Source organism: Streptomyces sp. NPDC002884, assembly GCF_040295245.1.
Classification (GTDB): domain Bacteria; phylum Actinomycetota; class Actinomycetes; order Streptomycetales; family Streptomycetaceae; genus Streptomyces.
On the sequence record NZ_JBEOVB010000004.1, the window covers coordinates 15,864 to 32,783 of the forward strand.

15 protein-coding genes are annotated in these 16,920 nt (G+C 68.9%); 13 read left to right on the forward strand and 2 right to left on the reverse strand.

Annotation, left to right across the window (positions count from 1 at the left end):
• Window positions 1–115 precede the first annotated feature (115 nt).
• The gene (locus tag ABT070_RS10140) at window positions 116–622 is read right to left on the reverse strand and encodes a GNAT family N-acetyltransferase (RefSeq protein WP_351757437.1); all 507 of its coding nucleotides are present in this window, start codon (window positions 620–622) and stop codon (window positions 116–118) included.
• A gap of 97 nt (window positions 623–719) precedes the next feature.
• Between ABT070_RS10140 and ABT070_RS10145 the strand changes: the two genes are divergently transcribed.
• Complete coding sequence (locus ABT070_RS10145) at window positions 720–2,015, forward strand: geranylgeranyl reductase family protein (protein WP_351757439.1); 1,296 nt, start codon at window positions 720–722, stop codon at window positions 2,013–2,015.
• 561 nt (window positions 2,016–2,576) lie between these two features.
• On the opposite strand, the gene ABT070_RS10150 is transcribed toward ABT070_RS10145, so the two are convergent.
• Complete coding sequence (locus ABT070_RS10150; protein WP_351757442.1) at window positions 2,577–3,383, reverse strand: C40 family peptidase; 807 nt, start codon at window positions 3,381–3,383, stop codon at window positions 2,577–2,579.
• A gap of 741 nt (window positions 3,384–4,124) precedes the next feature.
• Between ABT070_RS10150 and ABT070_RS10155 the strand changes: the two genes are divergently transcribed.
• Genes ABT070_RS10155 through nuoL form a run of 12 tightly spaced genes read left to right on the forward strand, consistent with a single transcriptional unit; the run spans window position 4,125 to window position 16,916 of the window.
• Window positions 4,125–4,484 carry an NADH-quinone oxidoreductase subunit A gene (locus tag ABT070_RS10155; RefSeq protein ID WP_007383963.1) on the forward strand — a complete coding sequence of 120 codons (360 nt, stop codon included), beginning with the start codon at window positions 4,125–4,127 and terminating at the stop codon, window positions 4,482–4,484.
• A 13-nt stretch (window positions 4,485–4,497) separates the two neighbouring features.
• A complete protein-coding gene (locus ABT070_RS10160; protein ID WP_062640096.1) occupies window positions 4,498–5,052 on the forward strand; it encodes a NuoB/complex I 20 kDa subunit family protein in 555 nt (184 codons plus the stop codon).
• Entirely contained in the window at window positions 5,049–5,813 is a 765-nt protein-coding gene (locus tag ABT070_RS10165; RefSeq protein ID WP_351757445.1) for an NADH-quinone oxidoreductase subunit C, read from the forward strand. The genes ABT070_RS10160 and ABT070_RS10165 overlap by 4 nt, the downstream gene beginning before the upstream one ends.
• Window positions 5,810–7,132 carry an NADH-quinone oxidoreductase subunit D gene (locus ABT070_RS10170; protein ID WP_351757448.1) on the forward strand — a complete coding sequence of 441 codons (1,323 nt, stop codon included), beginning with the start codon at window positions 5,810–5,812 and terminating at the stop codon, window positions 7,130–7,132. The genes ABT070_RS10165 and ABT070_RS10170 overlap by 4 nt, the downstream gene beginning before the upstream one ends.
• A complete protein-coding gene (nuoE, locus tag ABT070_RS10175) occupies window positions 7,129–8,001 on the forward strand; it encodes an NADH-quinone oxidoreductase subunit NuoE (protein WP_351757451.1) in 873 nt (290 codons plus the stop codon). The genes ABT070_RS10170 and nuoE overlap by 4 nt, the downstream gene beginning before the upstream one ends.
• Complete coding sequence (gene nuoF, locus ABT070_RS10180; protein WP_351757454.1) at window positions 7,998–9,350, forward strand: NADH-quinone oxidoreductase subunit NuoF; 1,353 nt, start codon at window positions 7,998–8,000, stop codon at window positions 9,348–9,350. The genes nuoE and nuoF overlap by 4 nt, the downstream gene beginning before the upstream one ends.
• A complete protein-coding gene (locus tag ABT070_RS10185) occupies window positions 9,347–11,851 on the forward strand; it encodes an NADH-quinone oxidoreductase subunit G (RefSeq protein WP_351757456.1) in 2,505 nt (834 codons plus the stop codon). Before nuoF ends, ABT070_RS10185 begins: the two co-directional genes overlap by 4 nt.
• Window positions 11,848–13,209, forward strand: a complete 1,362-nt coding sequence (gene nuoH, locus ABT070_RS10190; RefSeq protein WP_351757459.1) for an NADH-quinone oxidoreductase subunit NuoH — start codon at window positions 11,848–11,850, stop codon at window positions 13,207–13,209. The genes ABT070_RS10185 and nuoH overlap by 4 nt, the downstream gene beginning before the upstream one ends.
• Window positions 13,202–13,852, forward strand: a complete 651-nt coding sequence (gene nuoI, locus ABT070_RS10195) for an NADH-quinone oxidoreductase subunit NuoI (RefSeq protein WP_351757462.1) — start codon at window positions 13,202–13,204, stop codon at window positions 13,850–13,852. Before nuoH ends, nuoI begins: the two co-directional genes overlap by 8 nt.
• A complete protein-coding gene (locus tag ABT070_RS10200; protein WP_351757465.1) occupies window positions 13,849–14,691 on the forward strand; it encodes an NADH-quinone oxidoreductase subunit J in 843 nt (280 codons plus the stop codon). The genes nuoI and ABT070_RS10200 overlap by 4 nt, the downstream gene beginning before the upstream one ends.
• Window positions 14,688–14,987 carry an NADH-quinone oxidoreductase subunit NuoK gene (gene nuoK / locus ABT070_RS10205; RefSeq protein WP_020130147.1) on the forward strand — a complete coding sequence of 100 codons (300 nt, stop codon included), beginning with the start codon at window positions 14,688–14,690 and terminating at the stop codon, window positions 14,985–14,987. Before ABT070_RS10200 ends, nuoK begins: the two co-directional genes overlap by 4 nt.
• Window positions 14,988–15,002: 15 nt before the next feature.
• Entirely contained in the window at window positions 15,003–16,916 is a 1,914-nt protein-coding gene (gene nuoL / locus ABT070_RS10210) for an NADH-quinone oxidoreductase subunit L (protein WP_351757468.1), read from the forward strand.
• Window positions 16,917–16,920 lie beyond the last annotated feature (4 nt).

Sequence of the window (16,920 nt, forward strand, 5' to 3'; positions counted from 1 at the left end):
CACCCCCAGCGGTACTGGAAGGGTAACCGCCCGGGGGTGCCGTCCGGAAGAGCCGAGTGTCTTTCTGTAGCCAATGACTACGGAGGGTGACCGGCGGCGGGTTCGGTGCCGGAGGTCACCAGGCGAGGCGGTAGCAGCGCCCCTCCCGCCGCGACTCCGGCGTCGTGAAGACCTCCGCGAGCCGCATGCCCAGCCGCTCCGTGACGGCGATGGACCGCGTGTTGCGCGCGTCGACCATGGCCACCACCCCCGGCACCCCGGCCGCCCGCACCCGCTCCAGCGTCATCTGCGCGGCCGCCGTCGCATATCCCTGCCCCCAGTGCTCCCGCCCGAGCCGCCACCCGATCTCGATCTCGCCCTCGGGGCCCCACTGCTGCGGCCACGGCTGGGCGCCCGTGAACCCGATGACCCGGTCGTCCCGGTCCAGCATCGTCCACAGACAGAAGCCGCGCTCGGCGTCGTGCCGGCGCTGGCGGGCGGTGAGCTCCTCGTAGGCGGACAGCTCCGCGGACCTGCCGCCGTGGAACTCCATCACGTCCGGGTCGTCGAAGACCCGGTGCCAGGTGAGCGCGTCCTCGTCCGTGGGGACACGCAGCCGTACTACGGGGAGAGCTCGGTTCACGGTGCAGCCCTTCAGCCGGGTGATCAATTCTGCTGAATAGACTGCCCATGTCCAGTGCCGGTCGGCACGAAGATTCCGAACTTGGGGAGATCCCGCCGTGACCGTCGTGAACGAGCCCCTCTCCGAAAACACCGCCGATGTGATCGTCGTCGGCGCGGGGCCGAGCGGCTCCACGACCGCGTACTACCTCGCCAAGGCCGGACTCGACGTACTCCTCCTGGAGAAGACCGAGTTCCCGCGCGAGAAAGTGTGCGGTGACGGCCTGACCCCACGAGCCACCAAGCAGCTCGTGGCCATGGGCATCGACATCTCCGAGGAGGCCGGCTGGCTGCGCAACAAGGGCCTGCGCATCATCGGCGGTGGGGTCCGCCTCCAGCTGGACTGGCCGGATCTCGCCTCCTTCCCCGACTACGGACTCGTCCGCAAGCGGGACGACTTCGACGAACAGCTCGCCCGCCAGGCCCAGAAGGCCGGCGCCCGCCTCTACGAGCGCTGCAACGTCGGCGCCCCGATCGTCGACGACCGCACCGGCCGCATCATCGGCGTGCACGCCAAGCTGGGCGAGGAGAAACGCGAAGTCACCTTCCGCGCCCCGCTCGTGGTGGCCGCCGACGGCAACTCCAGCCGTCTCTCGCTGGCGATGGGCCTGCACCGCCGCGAGGACCGCCCGATGGGCGTCGCGGTCCGCACCTACTTCACCTCCCCGCGCCACGAGGACGACTACCTGGAGTCCTGGCTGGAACTCTGGGACCGCCGGGGCCCGGGCGAGGACCGGCTGCTGCCCGGCTACGGCTGGATCTTCGGCATGGGCGACGGAACGTCCAACGTCGGCCTGGGTGTCCTCAACACCTCCGACTCCTTCAAGGAGCTCGACTGGCGCGAGGTCCTCAAGGCCTGGTGCGCGTCCATGCCGGAGGACTGGGGTTACACCCCCGAAAACATGACCGGCCCGATCCGGGGCGCCGCCCTCCCCATGGCCTTCAACCGCAAGCCCCACTACACCAAGGGCCTGCTGCTGGTCGGCGACGCCGGCGGCCTGGTGAACCCCTTCAACGGCGAGGGCATCGCCTACGCCATGGAGTCCGGCCAGATCGTCGCCGACGTCATCGTGCAGGCCCACGCCCGCGCCACCCCCGCCCAGCGCGAACTGGCCCTCCAGCGCTATCCGCAGGTCCTCGCGGACACCTACGGCGGGTACTACACACTGGGCCGCGCCTTCGTGAAGCTCATCGGCAACCCGAAGGTCATGAAGATCGCGACCCAGCGCGGCCTGACCCACCCCCTGCTGATGAAGTTCACCCTGAAGATGCTCGCCAACCTGACGGACCCCACGGGCGGCGACGCGATGGACCGCATCATCAACGGCCTGAGCAAGGTGGCCCCGAAGGCCTGACCGCGGCTGGGCCCCTCCGGAACGGGGCACCGCGGGCCGGCGCGAAGACCTCTTCCCGCCGGTCCGCCCTTTTTGTTCCCGTTCGCAGCGAAAAGCGGGCGTCCGGCACGCGATTGGCGACGTCGCCGACCCGGCCCGTCGGCAACACGAAGGACGGCGCGCGGGAGAGCGGCGCGCGGGAGGACGGCGCGCGGGAGGACGGCGCGCGGGAGGACGGCGCGCGGGAGGGCGGGGTGCGGGAGGGCACGGCCACAAGACCGGCCGGAGCGCCCGCGCGCGTCCCGAAGTCGGCCGGTGCGCGCCGGCCCGTCGGAGAGACGGCCGGGAGTGGGCTGGGGGCCTCTGCGCGCGTCCTGGAGGCGGCTGGAGGCCTCTACGCGCGTTCTGGCGACGGCCGGTGAGGCTGTCGAGCCGGCGCGCACGCCGAAAGAGCGGCTCGCGGGACCGCGCCTGTCCGCCCCACGTACCCGCCGTGCGAGCCGGCAGTGCTCGAAGGGCCGCTGCCCCCGAGCGGCTGCGGCCCTTGCGTGCATGAGGTGCCCTCAGGGGCACCAGGGGGTGTCAGAGCACCCGTACCGCGCCGGTCGGCGGGTCGTACGACAGCGGCTTCTCGGCCACACCGGTGGACGGGTTCTGCGCGCCGACGAACATGCCGTCGCCGACGTACACCGCCACGTGGTAGGCGCTGCCCGCGCTTCCCCAGTAGAGGATGTCGCCCGGCAGCAGGTTGTCCAGCGACACCTGGGTGCCGAAGGTCGACTGGTCCTGCGAGACGCGCGGCAGGTCGACGCCGACTTGCTTGAAGGCGGTCTGCATCAGACCCGAGCAGTCCCAGGAGTTCGGGCCGGTGCCGCCGGAGACGTAGGCGTCCCCGATCTGTGCCTTCACGAAGGCGATGACGGCCGCGGCCGAACCGGTCGCCGTGGAGCTGCTCGTGCTGTCGGAGCTGCTGCTGCTGCTCGACGTCGAGGTGAGCGTGGTCCGCTCGGCGGCGCGCGTGGCCCGCTCGGCGGCGGCCTTGCGGGCGGCCTCGGCCTTCTTCTTCGCCTCGGCCTTGGCGTCGGCGAGGTCCTTCTTGGCCTCCTTGGCCGCTGCGGTGGCGGCCGCGTCGCGCTCGGCCTGCAACTGGTAGTTCGCCGCGGCCTGCTGCGTGGCCTGAGCGGACTGCGCGACCTGGGCGGCCAGGTCGCCCGTGAGGACGGGCAGTTCGAGCGTCTGCGTCACCGGCTCGGCGGCGTTGGCCGTGCCGGCTGCTGTGGCGACGGCCAGCGTGCCGAGGACACCACTGGCGACTCCGGCCCGCATCGCGATCGTCGACGCGCTGCGGCGGGGTTTCCGGTGGCTGCGTATGTGAGCGGTGTGGGACATGGGTACAACCGGTATCAGGGGCTCCTCCATACCTTCAAGAAACGTGTGCTGCGCCACAGTTGTTCAACGGGCGCCCCAAATTCCCTGGCCCGGGTTCTTTATTGACGCCGTAACGGACATTGCGGACGCGGGTGATCAAGCCTGTGATCATGCACTTTCGTCGTTACGCCCGGATTGCCCGCTGCCTACCACCGGTTGAGACCGTTGGCCAAGCCCCGTTCTTAGGCGCCCCTCACGAGTGTGGCGGAGGTCACGGAACGGTCTCCCCGGCGGCCGCGTCCCGCGCGTCCGGCACGGCCGCCTCCGCTTGTGAACGCGTACACGCGTCCACACCCCGGCCCCGTCTCCCTCTGATGTGTGAACGCGTGCCTCTATCAGGGCCCTGCGTCCATCGCCAATTTGCATGCAAGGGAAGCCTCTTGATATGGAGACGACCCGCGATTCCTGCGGTGACGGGCGCAAATGTCACTTCTTGTGATCACTCTGACGCTTCACGTATGAAGATCACTGTCGATATGACTTCATGATCCTTCGTCAGGTGGTGGAGATCACAAAGCTTGTGTAATACCCCGTGTCGCAGATCACAGAGCGGCGGGCATAAGATGCGAGGCAGTTGGGCTTGTGACCTGCTTCACATGTTCGCGATCTTCGCCGGGACGGGCGGAGTCCGTGGAACCTGCGGGGCTGCTCAGCCCTACGTCATCGCCAGCAGTCAGTGCCGACTGAGAGGAGCGAGGAGCGGTGAACGCGTATGCGCCCATCCTCGTACTGGGAGCCCTCGGGGCAGGCTTTGCGATCTTCTCCGTGGTCATGGCCACGTTGATCGGGCCGAAGCGGTACAACCGCGCCAAGCTCGAGGCCTACGAGTGCGGTATCGAGCCGACCCCCACGCCGGCCGGCGGCGGGCGCTTCCCCATCAAGTACTACCTGACGGCGATGCTCTTCATCGTCTTCGACATCGAGATCGTCTTCCTCTACCCCTGGGCCGTCACCTTCGACGCCCTGGGTGTTTTCGGGCTCGTGGAGATGTTGCTCTTCGTGCTCACCGTCTTCGTCGCGTACGCGTACGTATGGCGGCGCGGCGGCCTGGAATGGGACTGAGGGGCCTTTAGCCATGGGACTCGAAGAAAAGCTGCCGAGCGGATTCCTGCTGACCACCGTCGAGCAGGCCGCGGGCTGGGTGCGCAAGGCGTCCGTCTTCCCCGCCACGTTCGGCCTCGCCTGCTGTGCCATCGAGATGATGACCACCGGCGCGGGCCGCTACGACCTGGCGCGCTTCGGTATGGAGGTCTTCCGGGGTTCGCCCCGCCAGGCGGACCTGATGATCGTCGCCGGCCGGGTGAGCCAGAAGATGGCGCCGGTGCTCCGGCAGGTCTACGACCAGATGCCGAACCCCAAGTGGGTCATCTCCATGGGCGTGTGCGCCTCCTCCGGCGGCATGTTCAACAACTACGCGATCGTCCAGGGCGTCGATCACATCGTGCCCGTCGACATCTACCTCCCGGGCTGCCCGCCGCGCCCCGAGATGCTGATGGACGCGATCCTCAAGCTCCACCACAAGATCCAGAACACCAAGCTCGGCGTGAACGCCGAGGAGGCGGCCCGCGAGGCGGAGGAAGCGGCGCTCAAGGCCCTGCCCATGATCGAGATGAAGGGGCTGCTGCGGTGAGCGACGCGAACGGCACCCACGGCGCGAACGGCTCCTCGAACGGGGTGAACCCCGAGAAGGATCTCTCCGCCTCCAACCTCCCGGGCCAGCGCGGCCAGGGCGGCGAGGAGGTCCGCGTCCAGCGCGGCATGTTCGGCGCCAACAACGGCGGCGACACCTCCGGATACGGCGGCCTGGTCCGCTCCGTCCGGCTCCCGGGCTCGGCGAGCCGGCCCTACGGCGGCTGGTTCGACGAGGTCGCCGACGAACTCGAGGGCGCGCTGGAGGAGCAGGGTCTGCTCCCCGGCAACGCGATCGAGAAGACGATCGTCGACCGCGACGAGCTCACGTTCCACATCGAGCGCGAGCACCTGCTCCGTGTCGCCCGCACCCTGCGCGACGACCCGGCCCTGCGCTTCGAGCTCTGCACCGGCGTCAGCGCCGTGCACTACCCGAACGACAAGGGCCGCGAGCTGCACGCCGTCTACCACCTGCGCTCGATCACCCACAACCGGTTGATCCGCCTGGAGGTCAGCGCGCCGGACGCCGACCCGCACATCCCGTCCCTGGTCTCCGTGTATCCCACCAACGACTGGCACGAACGCGAGACCTACGACTTCTTCGGGATCGTCTTCGACGGTCACCCGGCCCTGACGCGGATCATGATGCCGGACGACTGGCAGGGCCACCCGCAGCGCAAGGACTACCCCCTCGGCGGCATCCCCGTCGAGTACAAGGGCGCCCAGATCCCGGCTCCGGACCAGCGGAGGTCGTACTCATGAGCACGCAGTCAGCATCCGCCCGTGAGACCACCGAGGGCGCTGTATATACGGTCACCGGCGGCGACTGGGACGAGGTCGTCCAGTCCGCGACCCGGGCCGACGACGAGCGCATCATCGTCAACATGGGTCCCCAGCACCCCTCCACCCACGGGGTGCTCCGCCTGATCCTGGAGATCGAGGGCGAGACGGTCACCGAGGCCCGCTGCGGCATCGGCTACCTCCACACCGGTATCGAGAAGAACCTCGAGTACCGCACGTGGACCCAGGGCACCACGTTCGTGACGCGCATGGACTACCTGACGTCCTTCTTCAACGAGACCGCCTACTGTCTCGCCGTCGAGAAGCTCCTCGGCATCGAGGACCAGATCACCGAGCGGGCCAAGATCATCCGGGTGCTCCTGATGGAGCTGAACCGGATGTCCTCCCACCTGGTGTGCATCGCCACGGGCGGCATGGAACTCGGTGCCACCACCATCATGATCTACGGATTCCGTGATCGTGAATTGATTCTCGATATCTACGAGCTCATCACGGGCCTGCGGATGAACCACGCGTTCATCCGCCCCGGCGGCCTCGCCCAGGACCTGCCGCCCGGCGCGGTGGACCAGATCCGCGAGTTCGTGAAGAAGATGAAGAAGAACCTTCCCGAGTACGACAAGCTCGCCACCGGGAATCCCATCTTCAAGGCCCGTATGCAGGACGTCGGGTATCTCGACCTGGCCGGCTGCATGGCCCTCGGCGCCACCGGCCCGATCCTGCGGTCCACCGGCCTCCCGCACGACCTGCGCAAGGCGCAGCCGTACTGCGACTACGAGACATACGACTTCGATGTCCCGACCGCCGACTCCTGCGACTCCTACGGCCGCTTCCTGGTCCGCCTGGAGGAGATGCGCCAGTCGCTCCGGATCGTCGAGCAGTGCCTCGACCGGCTGCAGCCCGGTCCCGTCATGGTCGCCGACCGGAAGATCGCCTGGCCCGCCCAGCTCGCCCTGGGCCCCGACGGTCTCGGCAACTCCCTCGACCACATCAAGAAGATCATGGGCACCTCCATGGAGGCCCTGATCCACCACTTCAAGCTGGTGACCGAGGGCTTCCGCGTCCCGCCGGGACAGGCGTACGCGGCCGTCGAGTCACCCAAGGGCGAACTCGGGGTGCACGCCGTCTCCGACGGAGGCACCCGCCCCTACCGGGTCCACTTCCGGGACCCGTCCTTCACCAACCTTCAGGCCATGGCAGCGATGTGCGAGGGCGGCCAGGTCGCCGACGTCATCGTCGCCGTGGCCTCCATCGACCCCGTAATGGGAGGCGTCGACCGGTGACCACCTCTTCTTCCGAGCGGGGCGTCAGCCTGGGTATGCCCGAACTGCCCGCGCCCGCCTACCCGGACGACGTCCGGGCCCGGCTGGAGGCGGATGCGCGCGAGATCATCGCCCGCTATCCCGACTCCAGGTCCGCGCTCCTGCCGTTGCTGCATCTCGTGCAGTCGGAGGAGGGACACGTCACGCGCACCGGGATGCAGTTCTGCGCGGACGTGCTGGAACTGACCACGGCCGAGGTCACCGCGGTCGCCACCTTCTACACCATGTACCGCCGCCGCCCCAGCGGCGACTACCAGGTGGGTGTCTGCACCAACACGCTGTGCGCGGTGATGGGCGGCGACGCGATCTTCGAACAGCTCCAGGAACACCTGGGCATCGGCAACGGCGAGACCACCGACGACGGCAAGATCACCCTGGAGCACATCGAGTGCAACGCGGCCTGTGACTTCGCGCCGGTCGTGATGGTCAACTGGGAGTTCTTCGACAACCAGACCGTGCAGAGCGCGAAGCGCCTGGTGGACGACCTGCGGATCGGTCACACCGTCTCCCCGACGCGCGGCGCGCCGCTGTGCACCTTCAAGGAGACCGCGCGGATCCTGGCGGGCTTCCCCGACGAGCGGGACGGGGCCGTCGAGGCGAGCGGCAGTGCGGGACCGGCGTCGCTGGTGGGTCTTCGCCTGGCAAAGGGAGAGACCGCACCCGCGCGCGTGGTCCACCCGCGGGACGGCGGGCCGCACGACGAGCCGCAGGACCGGGCGGTGCACGAACCGTCGCCCGCGGAGCACCGGAGTTCGCACGACGCGCCTCAGGACACATCGGCCTCCGACCCGGCCCACCCGGCAGGGCCTACCGCCGAGGAGGGGGAGTGATGACCTTGGCACCCGAGTTGAAAGGCAGCAGCCCGGAGAAGCTGCTCGCACCAGTGCTGTCGGCCTTCTGGGACGAGGACCGGTCCTGGAGTCTGGACGTCTACCGAAGGCACGAAGGGTACGAGGGCCTCCGCAAGGCGCTCGCCATGTCGCCGGACGACCTGATCGCGTACGTCAAGGAATCAGGTCTGCGAGGGCGCGGCGGCGCGGGATTCCCGACGGGAATGAAATGGCAGTTCATTCCCCAGGGTGATGGAAAGCCGCACTATCTAGTTGTCAACGCCGACGAATCGGAGCCGGGGACCTGCAAGGACATCCCGCTCCTCTTCGCGAACCCGCACAGCCTCATCGAGGGCATTGTGATCGCGTGTTATGCCATCAGGTCGTCTCATGCCTTCATCTATCTGCGTGGTGAAGTCGTCCCTGTTCTGCGGCGGTTGCACGAGGCCGTGCGCGAGGCCTACGCGGCGGGCTACCTCGGCGAGAACGCCCTGGGCAGCGGACTCGATCTCGAACTCACCGTGCACGCCGGCGCCGGCGCGTACATCTGCGGTGAGGAGACCGCGCTGCTCGACTCGCTCGAAGGCCGCCGTGGCCAACCGCGGCTGCGCCCTCCTTTCCCTGCTGTCGCGGGCCTCTATGCGTGCCCGACTGTGGTGAATAACGTCGAATCGATCGCGTCAGTTCCCGCGATTCTGCAAAACGGCAAAGAATGGTTCAGGTCGATGGGAAGCGAGAAGTCCCCGGGCTTCACGCTCTACTCGCTCAGCGGCCATGTCGCCGCCCCCGGCCAGTACGAGGCCCCGCTCGGCATCACCCTCCGCCAGCTCCTCGAGATGAGCGGCGGCATGCGACCCGGGCACCGGCTCAAGTTCTGGACACCGGGCGGCTCCTCGACGCCGATGTTCACCGAGGAGCACCTCGACGTCCCTCTTGACTACGAAGGAGTGGGTGCCGCGGGTTCCATGCTCGGCACCAAGGCTCTCCAGTGCTTCGACGAGACGACCTGCGTCGTGCGGGCCGTCACCCGGTGGACCGAGTTCTACGCCCACGAGTCCTGCGGCAAGTGCACCCCGTGCCGTGAAGGAACGTACTGGCTCGTGCAGTTGCTGCGGGACATCGAGGCCGGCAAGGGAGCCCTCTCCGACCTCGACAAGCTCAACGACATCGCCGACAACATCAACGGCAAGTCCTTCTGCGCCCTCGGCGACGGTGCCGCCTCGCCGATCTTCTCCTCGCTCAAGTACTTCCGTGAGGAGTACGAGCAGCACATCACGGGCCGCGGCTGCCCCTTCGACCCGGCCAAGTCGACGGTCTGGGCGGACACGCACACGGAGGTGAACGCATGACGGTGACCACCAGCGCTCCCTCCGGAGGCGGCGAGGCGGCGGTCCCGCCGGAAGATCTCGTCACGCTGACGATCGACGGCGCCGAGATCAGCGTGCCCAAGGGCACCCTGGTCATCCGGGCCGCCGAGCGACTCGGCATCGAGATCCCGCGCTTCTGTGACCATCCCCTCCTCGACCCGGTCGGCGCGTGCCGGCAGTGCATCGTCGAGGTCGAGGGCCAGCGCAAACCGATGGCGTCCTGCACGATCACGTGCACGGACGGCATGGTGGTGAAGACCCAGCTCAGCTCGCCGGTGGCCGAGAAGGCGCAACACGGCGTGATGGAACTGCTCCTCATCAACCACCCGCTGGACTGCCCGGTCTGCGACAAGGGCGGCGAGTGCCCCCTGCAGAACCAGGCCGTGTCGCACGGCCAGGCCGAGTCCCGCTTCGAGGGCAGGAAACGGACGTACGAGAAGCCCCTGCCGATCTCCACTCAGGTACTGCTCGACCGTGAGCGGTGCGTGCTGTGCGCGCGCTGCACCCGGTTCTCCAACCAGGTGGCGGGCGACCCGATGATCGAGCTGATCGAGCGGGGCGCGCTCCAGCAGGTGGGGACCGGTGAGGGCGACCCCTTCGAGTCGTACTTCTCCGGCAACACCATCCAGATCTGCCCGGTCGGCGCGCTGACCTCGGCGGCGTACCGGTTCCGCTCCCGGCCCTTCGACCTGGTCTCCTCGCCGTCCGTCTGCGAGCACTGCTCCGGTGGCTGCGCCACGCGCACCGACCACCGGCGCGGCAAGGTCATGCGGCGCCTGGCCGCCGACGACCCCGAGGTCAACGAGGAGTGGATCTGCGACAAGGGGCGCTTCGCGTTCCGGTACCCCCAGCAGCGGGACCGGCTCGAGACGCCTCTGGTGCGCGACGCCGAGGGGGACCTCGTACCGGCTTCCTGGCCGGAGGCGTTGCAGATCGCCGCTCAGGGCCTGCTGGCGTCACGCGGCAGGACCGGTGTCCTGACCGGCGGCCGCCTCACCATCGAGGACGCCTACGCGTACAGCAAGTTCACGCGCGTGGCGCTCGACACCAACGACATCGACTTCCGCGCGCGCGTGCACAGCGGCGAGGAGGCCGACTTCCTGGCCGCCCACGTCGCCGGTCGCGGCCGTGACCTCGACGGTACGGGCGTCACGTACACCTTCCTGGAGAAGGCGCCCGCCGTCCTGCTGGTCGGGTTCGAGTCGGAGGAGGAGGCGCCCGGCGTCTTCCTGAGGCTGCGCAAGGCCTGGCGCAAGCATGGACAGCGGGTGTTCTCGCTGGCCACGCACGCGACCCGGGGTCTGACGAAGGCGGGCGGCACGCTGCTGTCGGCCGCGCCGGGCACCGAGACGGAGTGGCTGGACGCGCTCGCGGGCGGTGTCGGTCTGGAGGACGCGGGCGGCAGGGCCGCCGAGGCGCTGCGGGCCGAAGGCGCGGTGATCGTCGTCGGCGAGCGGCTGGCCGGTGTGGCCGGTGGTCTCACCGCCGCGGTGCGGGCCGCCTCGGCGACCGGCGCCCGACTGGTGTGGATTCCGCGCCGGGCGGGCGAGCGGGGCGCGATCGAGGCGGGCGCACTGCCGTCGCTGCTGCCGGGCGGCCGTCCGGCCACCGACCCACGCGCGCGTGACGAGGTCGCCGCGGCCTGGGGTCTGGCCGCACTTCCGCACCGTCACGGCCGGGACACCGGGCAGATCGTGGAGGCCGCCGCGTCCGGCGAGCTGCAGGCGCTGCTCGTCGCGGGCGTCGAGGTCGCGGACCTGCCCGACCCGGCACGCGCGCGTGCGGCGCTCGCCGAGGCCGGCTTCGTAGTGTCGCTGGAGTTGCGGCCCGGTGAGGTCACCGAGCACGCCGATGTCGTCCTCCCGGTGGCCGCGGTCGCCGAGAAGGCGGGCGCCTTCCTCAACTGGGAGGGCCGGGTCCGCTTCTTCGAGGCGGCGCTGAAGCCCGACCAGATGACACGCCGTCCGGCGCCCGCCGACGCGCGCGTGCTCCAGATGCTCGCCGACGCCATGGACGTCCACCTCGGCCTGCCGGATCTGCGCACCACGCGCGCGGAGCTCGACCGGCTCGGCGCGTGGGACGGGCCGCGGGCCACCGAGCCCGTCGAGACCGCCGCCCATCTGCCGCGTCCGGCCGCGGGGGAGGCCGTCCTAGCCGGGCACCGCCTGCTGCTCGACCAGGGTGTCCTCCAGCAGGGTGACGAGGCGCTCGCCGGGACCCGGCACGCCGCACACGCGCGTGTGTCGCCCGCGACGGCCGCCGAGGTGGGCGTCAAGGACGGCGACGTCCTCGCCGTGACCGGGCCCGCGGGGTCGGTCGAACTCCCGCTGCTGATCACTCAGATGCCCGATCGGGTGGTCTGGCTCCCGCTGAACTCCACGGGTGGGGGCGTCGCCTCCGACTCGGGGGCGACGCCCGGCGCCCTTGTCCGCATCGGCCCGGCGACGCTCATCGCCGACGCCCCCAAGGAGGTGGAGGCATGAGCCCGTACTTCGCTGCTGAGGACCTCTCGATGTTCGGCCGCGACCCCTGGTGGCTGGTCGTCGTCAAGGCGGTCTTCTGCTTCGCCTTCCTGCTGCTGTCCGTGCTCTTCGCCATCGTCTGGGAGCGGAAGGTCGTCGCGTGGATGCAGCTGCGCGTCGGTCCCAACCGGCACGGCCCCTGGGGCATGCTCCAGTCGCTCGCCGACGGCATCAAGCTGATGCTGAAGGAAGACCTCATCGTCAAGCGCGCGGACAAGGTGGTGTACATCCTCGCGCCGATCATCGCGGCCATCCCGGCCTTCATGGCGATCGCGGTGATCCCCTTCGGCCCGGCCGGCAACGAGGTCTCGATCTTCGGCCAGCGCACCACGATGCAGCTGACCGACCTGCCGATCGCGATGCTCTACATCCTCGCGTGCGCCTCGATCGGCATCTACGGCATCGTGCTGGCGGGCTGGAGTTCCGGCTCCACCTATCCGCTGCTGGGCGGTCTGCGGTCCTGCGCGCAGATGATCTCCTACGAGATCGCCATGGGCGCCTCGTTCGCCTCGGTGTTCCTCTACTCGGGGTCGATGTCGACGTCGACGATCGTCGAGCAGCAGCAGGACCGCTGGTACATCCTGCTGCTGCCGGTCTCCTTCATCCTCTACGTCATCACGATGGTCGGCGAGACCAACCGCGCCCCCTTCGACATGCCGGAGTCCGAGGGCGACCTGGTCGGCGGCTTCAACACCGAGTACTCGTCGATCAAGTTCGCGATCTTCATGCTCGCCGAGTACGCGAACATGATCACGGTCTCCGCGGTGTCGACCACGCTCTTCCTCGGCGGCTGGCGGGCTCCCTGGCCGATCAGCACCTTCTGGGAGGGCGCGAACCACGGCTGGTGGCCGATGCTCTGGTTCATCGCCAAGGTGCAGTTGCTGCTGTTCCTCTTCATCTGGCTGCGCGGCACGCTGCCCCGCGTCCGCTACGACCAGCTGATGAAGCTCGGCTGGAAGGTCCTGATCCCGGTCTCGGTGACGTGGCTGATGCTCGTCGCGACCGTACGGACCCTGCGCAACGAGAACTACGACTTCGCCGAGATCGCCCTCTACGTCTGCGGCGGTGTCCTGGTCCTGTTGCTGCTGTCCTTCATCGCGGACATGTTCCGCAACGGAGGGAAGGAAGCACAGGCCCCCGCCGAACCTGCCGGCTTCGACCCGATGGCGGGCGGATTCCCCGTACCGCCACTGCCGGGACAGGAGTTGCCGCCGGTGCCCAGGCGCCGCCCGCACCAGGAGCGCGAGCTCATTGTCAGTGGCGGAGTGGACACTGTGAGTGACGGATCGCTGGATGGAAAGGAGGCGTCCGATGGCTGAGGAGCCCAAGGAGGCCGGGCAGACGAAGCCTGGTTTCCAGAACCCCGTGGCCGGCTTCGCCGTGACCTTCAAGGCCATGTTCAAGAAGCGGCTGACCGAGCAGTACCCGGAGCAGCAGAAGACCACCGCTCCCCGGTTCCACGGACGGCACCAGCTCAACCGCCATCCGGACGGCCTGGAGAAGTGCGTCGGCTGCGAGCTGTGCGCCTGGGCCTGCCCCGCCGACGCCATCTATGTCGAGGGCGCGGACAACACCGACGAGGAGCGCTACTCGCCGGGCGAGCGGTACGGGCGGGTGTACCAGATCAACTACGCCCGCTGCATCCTGTGCGGCCTGTGCATCGAGGCATGCCCCACGCGCGCGTTGACGATGACCAACGAGTTCGAGCTCGCCGACTCCAGCCGCGCCAACCTGATCTACACCAAGGAGCAACTGCTCGCCGGCCTCGAAGAGGGCATGGTCGACTCGCCGCACTCGATCTACCCGGGTACCGACGAGCAGGACTACTACCGGGGTCTGGTGACGGAGGCGGCGCCCGGCACGGAGCGGCAGCCGGCCGTCTCCAAGGGCGAGGACCCGCAGGAGGCCGCCGCCGCGTCCGGCGCGGACGAGCCGGCGTCGGGGAAGGTGGTCGGCCGATGAGCGCGCAACTCGCCGCCTACTCCACCTCGACCGGCGAGGCCTTCCAGTTCTGGGTGCTCGGCACCGTCGCGGTGATCGGCGCCCTGTGCACCGTCTTCATGCGCAGGGCCGTGCACAGCGCGCTCTGCCTCGCCGGCACCATGATCGTCCTGGCGGTGTTCTACCTCGCCAACGGCGCCTACTTCCTGGGCGTCGTGCAGATCGTCGTCTACACCGGCGCGATCATGATGCTGTTCCTGTTCGTGGTGATGCTCGTCGGCGTCACCGCGGCGGACTCCCTGAAGGAGACCATCAAGGGCCAGCGCTGGCTGGCCCTCGTCAGTGGCCTCGGCTTCGGCATCCTGCTGATCGCCGGCATCGGAAACGCCTCCCTGACGGAGTTCAACGGCCTCGCCGAGGCGAACGCGAACGGCAACGTGGAGGGCCTCGCCGCCCTCATCTTCACCAAGTACGTCTTCGCCTTCGAAATCACCGGCGCCCTGCTCATCACGGCCACCGTCGGCGCCATGGTGCTCACCCACCGCGAGCGCACCGAGCGGGCCAAGACCCAGCGGGAGCTGGCCGAGCAGCGTGTCCGCGAGGGCAAGCACGTACCGCCGCTGCCCGCCCCGGGCGTGTACGCCCGGCACAACGCCGTGGACGTCCAGGGCCTGCTGCCCGACGGCACCCCGTCGGAGCTCACGGTCAGCAAGACGCTGCGCGAGCGCGGTCAGGTCCGGGACGTGTCCACCGAGGCGCTGAACGACCTCAAGGCCCTGGAGCAGCGTGCCGAGGAGCGTCTGGAACGGTCCGCGATCGAGCCGCCGCACCTGAAGCGGACCGAGGAGGCCTCGAAGTGAACCCCGTCAACTACCTCTACCTCGCGGCCCTGTTGTTCACGATCGGTGCGACCGGTGTGCTGATCAGGCGCAACGCGATCGTCGTCTTCATGTGCATCGAGCTCATGCTCAACGCCTGCAACCTCGCGTTCGTCACCTTCTCCCGGATGCACGGCAATCTCGACGGCCAGATCATCGCCTTCTTCACGATGGTCGTCGCCGCCGCGGAGGTCGTGGTCGGACTCGCGATCATCGTGTCGCTGTTCCGTTCCCGCCACTCGGCCTCGGTCGACGACGCCAGCCTGATGAAGCTGTAAGGGGTCGGAAGAAACGTGGAGAACCTGATTGCGCTGCTGATCGCGGCGCCCCTGCTCGGAGCGGCCGTCCTTCTGGTCGGCGGCCGTCGGCTCGACGCCGTCGGCCACTGGGTCGGCACGCTCCTGTCGTCCGTCTCCTTCGTGTTCGGCGTCATCCTCTTCAGCGACCTGCTGAGCAAGGACGCCGAGGACCGGACGCTGACCCAGCACCTGTTCAGCTGGATCCCGGTCGAGGGCTTCCAGGCGGACGTCGCCTTCCGCCTCGACCAGCTGTCGATGACGTTCGTGCTGCTGATCACGGGCGTCGGCTCGCTGATCCACCTGTACTCGGTCGGGTACATGGAGCACGACGAGCGCCGCCGCCGCTTCTTCGGCTACCTGAACCTGTTCCTGGCGGCGATGCTGCTGCTCGTCCTCGCCGACAACTACCTGCTGCTGTACGTCGGCTGGGAAGGCGTCGGACTCGCGTCCTACCTGCTCATCGGCTTCTGGCAGCACAAGCCCAGCGCCGCCACCGCCGCCAAGAAGGCCTTCCTGGTCAACCGCGTCGGCGACATCGGCCTGTCGATCGCCATCATGCTGATGTTCACCACCTTCGGGACCTTCGCCTTCGGCCCGCTGCTGGGGACGGAGGGCGAGCCCGGCATCGCGGGTGACGCGAGCGAGGGCAAGCTGACCGCCATCGCCCTGATGCTGCTGCTCGCCGCCTGCGGCAAGTCCGCCCAGGTGCCGCTCCAGTCCTGGCTCGGGGACGCGATGGAGGGCCCCACCCCGGTCTCGGCCCTCATCCACGCGGCGACGATGGTGACGGCGGGTGTGTACCTGATCGTCCGCTCGGCGGCCGTCTTCAACGGCGCGCCCGACGCGCAGCTGGTCGTCACCATCGTCGGTGCCGTCACGCTGCTGTTCGGTGCGATCGTCGGTTGCGCCAAGGACGACATCAAGAAGGCGCTGGCCGGCTCGACCATGTCGCAGATCGGCTACATGGTGCTGGCCGCGGGCCTCGGCCCCATCGGCTACGTCTTCGCGATCATGCACCTGGTGACGCACGGCTTCTTCAAGGCCGGGCTGTTCCTCGGCGCGGGCTCGGTCATGCACGGCATGAACGACGAGGTCGACATGCGCAAGTACGGCGGCCTGCGCACCTACATGCCGATCACCTTCGTCACCTTCGGGCTCGGCTACCTCGCCATCATCGGCTTCCCCGGCCTGTCCGGCTTCTTCTCCAAGGACAAGATCATCGAGGCGGCGTTCGCCAAGGGCGGCACCGAGGGCTGGATCCTCGGCGGTTGCGCCCTGCTCGGCGCGGCCATCACCGCGTACTACATGACGCGCGTGATGCTGATGACGTTCTTCGGCGAGAAGCGCTGGCAGCCCGACGCCGAGGGGCATGAGCCGCACCCGCACGAGTCGCCCAGGTCGATGACCGTCCCGATGATCGTGCTGGCCTTCGGATCGGTCTTCGCGGGCGGCTTCTTCAGCATCGGCGACCGCTTCCTGCACTGGCTGGAGCCCGTCACGGGCCACAGCCACGGCGACTCCCCGATCAGCGCCCTGACGGTCACCCTCGCCACCATGGTGGTGCTCGTCATCGGCGTGGCGATCGCCTACGCCCAGTACGGCCGACGCCCCGTCCCGGTCATCGCCCCGCGCGGGTCGCTGCTGACCCGGGCCGCCCGGCGCGACCTTCTCCAGGACGACTTCAACCACGTCGTCCTGGTCCGCGGCGGCGAGCACCTCACGCGCTCCCTGGTCTACGTCGACCACACCCTGGTCGACGGAGTCGTCAACGGCACGGCGGCCTCGGTCGGCGGCCTCTCCGGGCGGCTGCGCCGGCTCCAGAACGGCTTCGCGCGGTCGTACGCGGTCTCGATGTTCGGCGGTGCGGCGGTCCTCATCGCCGCGACCCTGCTGATGAGGGCGGTCTGATACC

Bases quoted from the DNA above. Each gene is read 5' to 3' on its own strand.
- ABT070_RS10150 (WP_351757442.1), bottom strand. From the start codon at position 3,383: ATGTCCCACACCGCTCACATACGCAGCCACCGGAAACCCCGCCGCAGC.
- ABT070_RS10160 (WP_062640096.1), top strand. From the start codon at position 4,498: ATGGGACTCGAAGAAAAGCTGCCGAGCGGATTCCTGCTGACCACCGTC.
- ABT070_RS10170 (WP_351757448.1), top strand. From the start codon at position 5,810: ATGAGCACGCAGTCAGCATCCGCCCGTGAGACCACCGAGGGCGCTGTA.
- ABT070_RS10185 (WP_351757456.1), top strand. From the start codon at position 9,347: ATGACGGTGACCACCAGCGCTCCCTCCGGAGGCGGCGAGGCGGCGGTC.
- nuoH (WP_351757459.1), top strand. From the start codon at position 11,848: ATGAGCCCGTACTTCGCTGCTGAGGACCTCTCGATGTTCGGCCGCGAC.
- nuoI (WP_351757462.1), top strand. From the start codon at position 13,202: ATGGCTGAGGAGCCCAAGGAGGCCGGGCAGACGAAGCCTGGTTTCCAG.
- ABT070_RS10200 (WP_351757465.1), top strand. From the start codon at position 13,849: ATGAGCGCGCAACTCGCCGCCTACTCCACCTCGACCGGCGAGGCCTTC.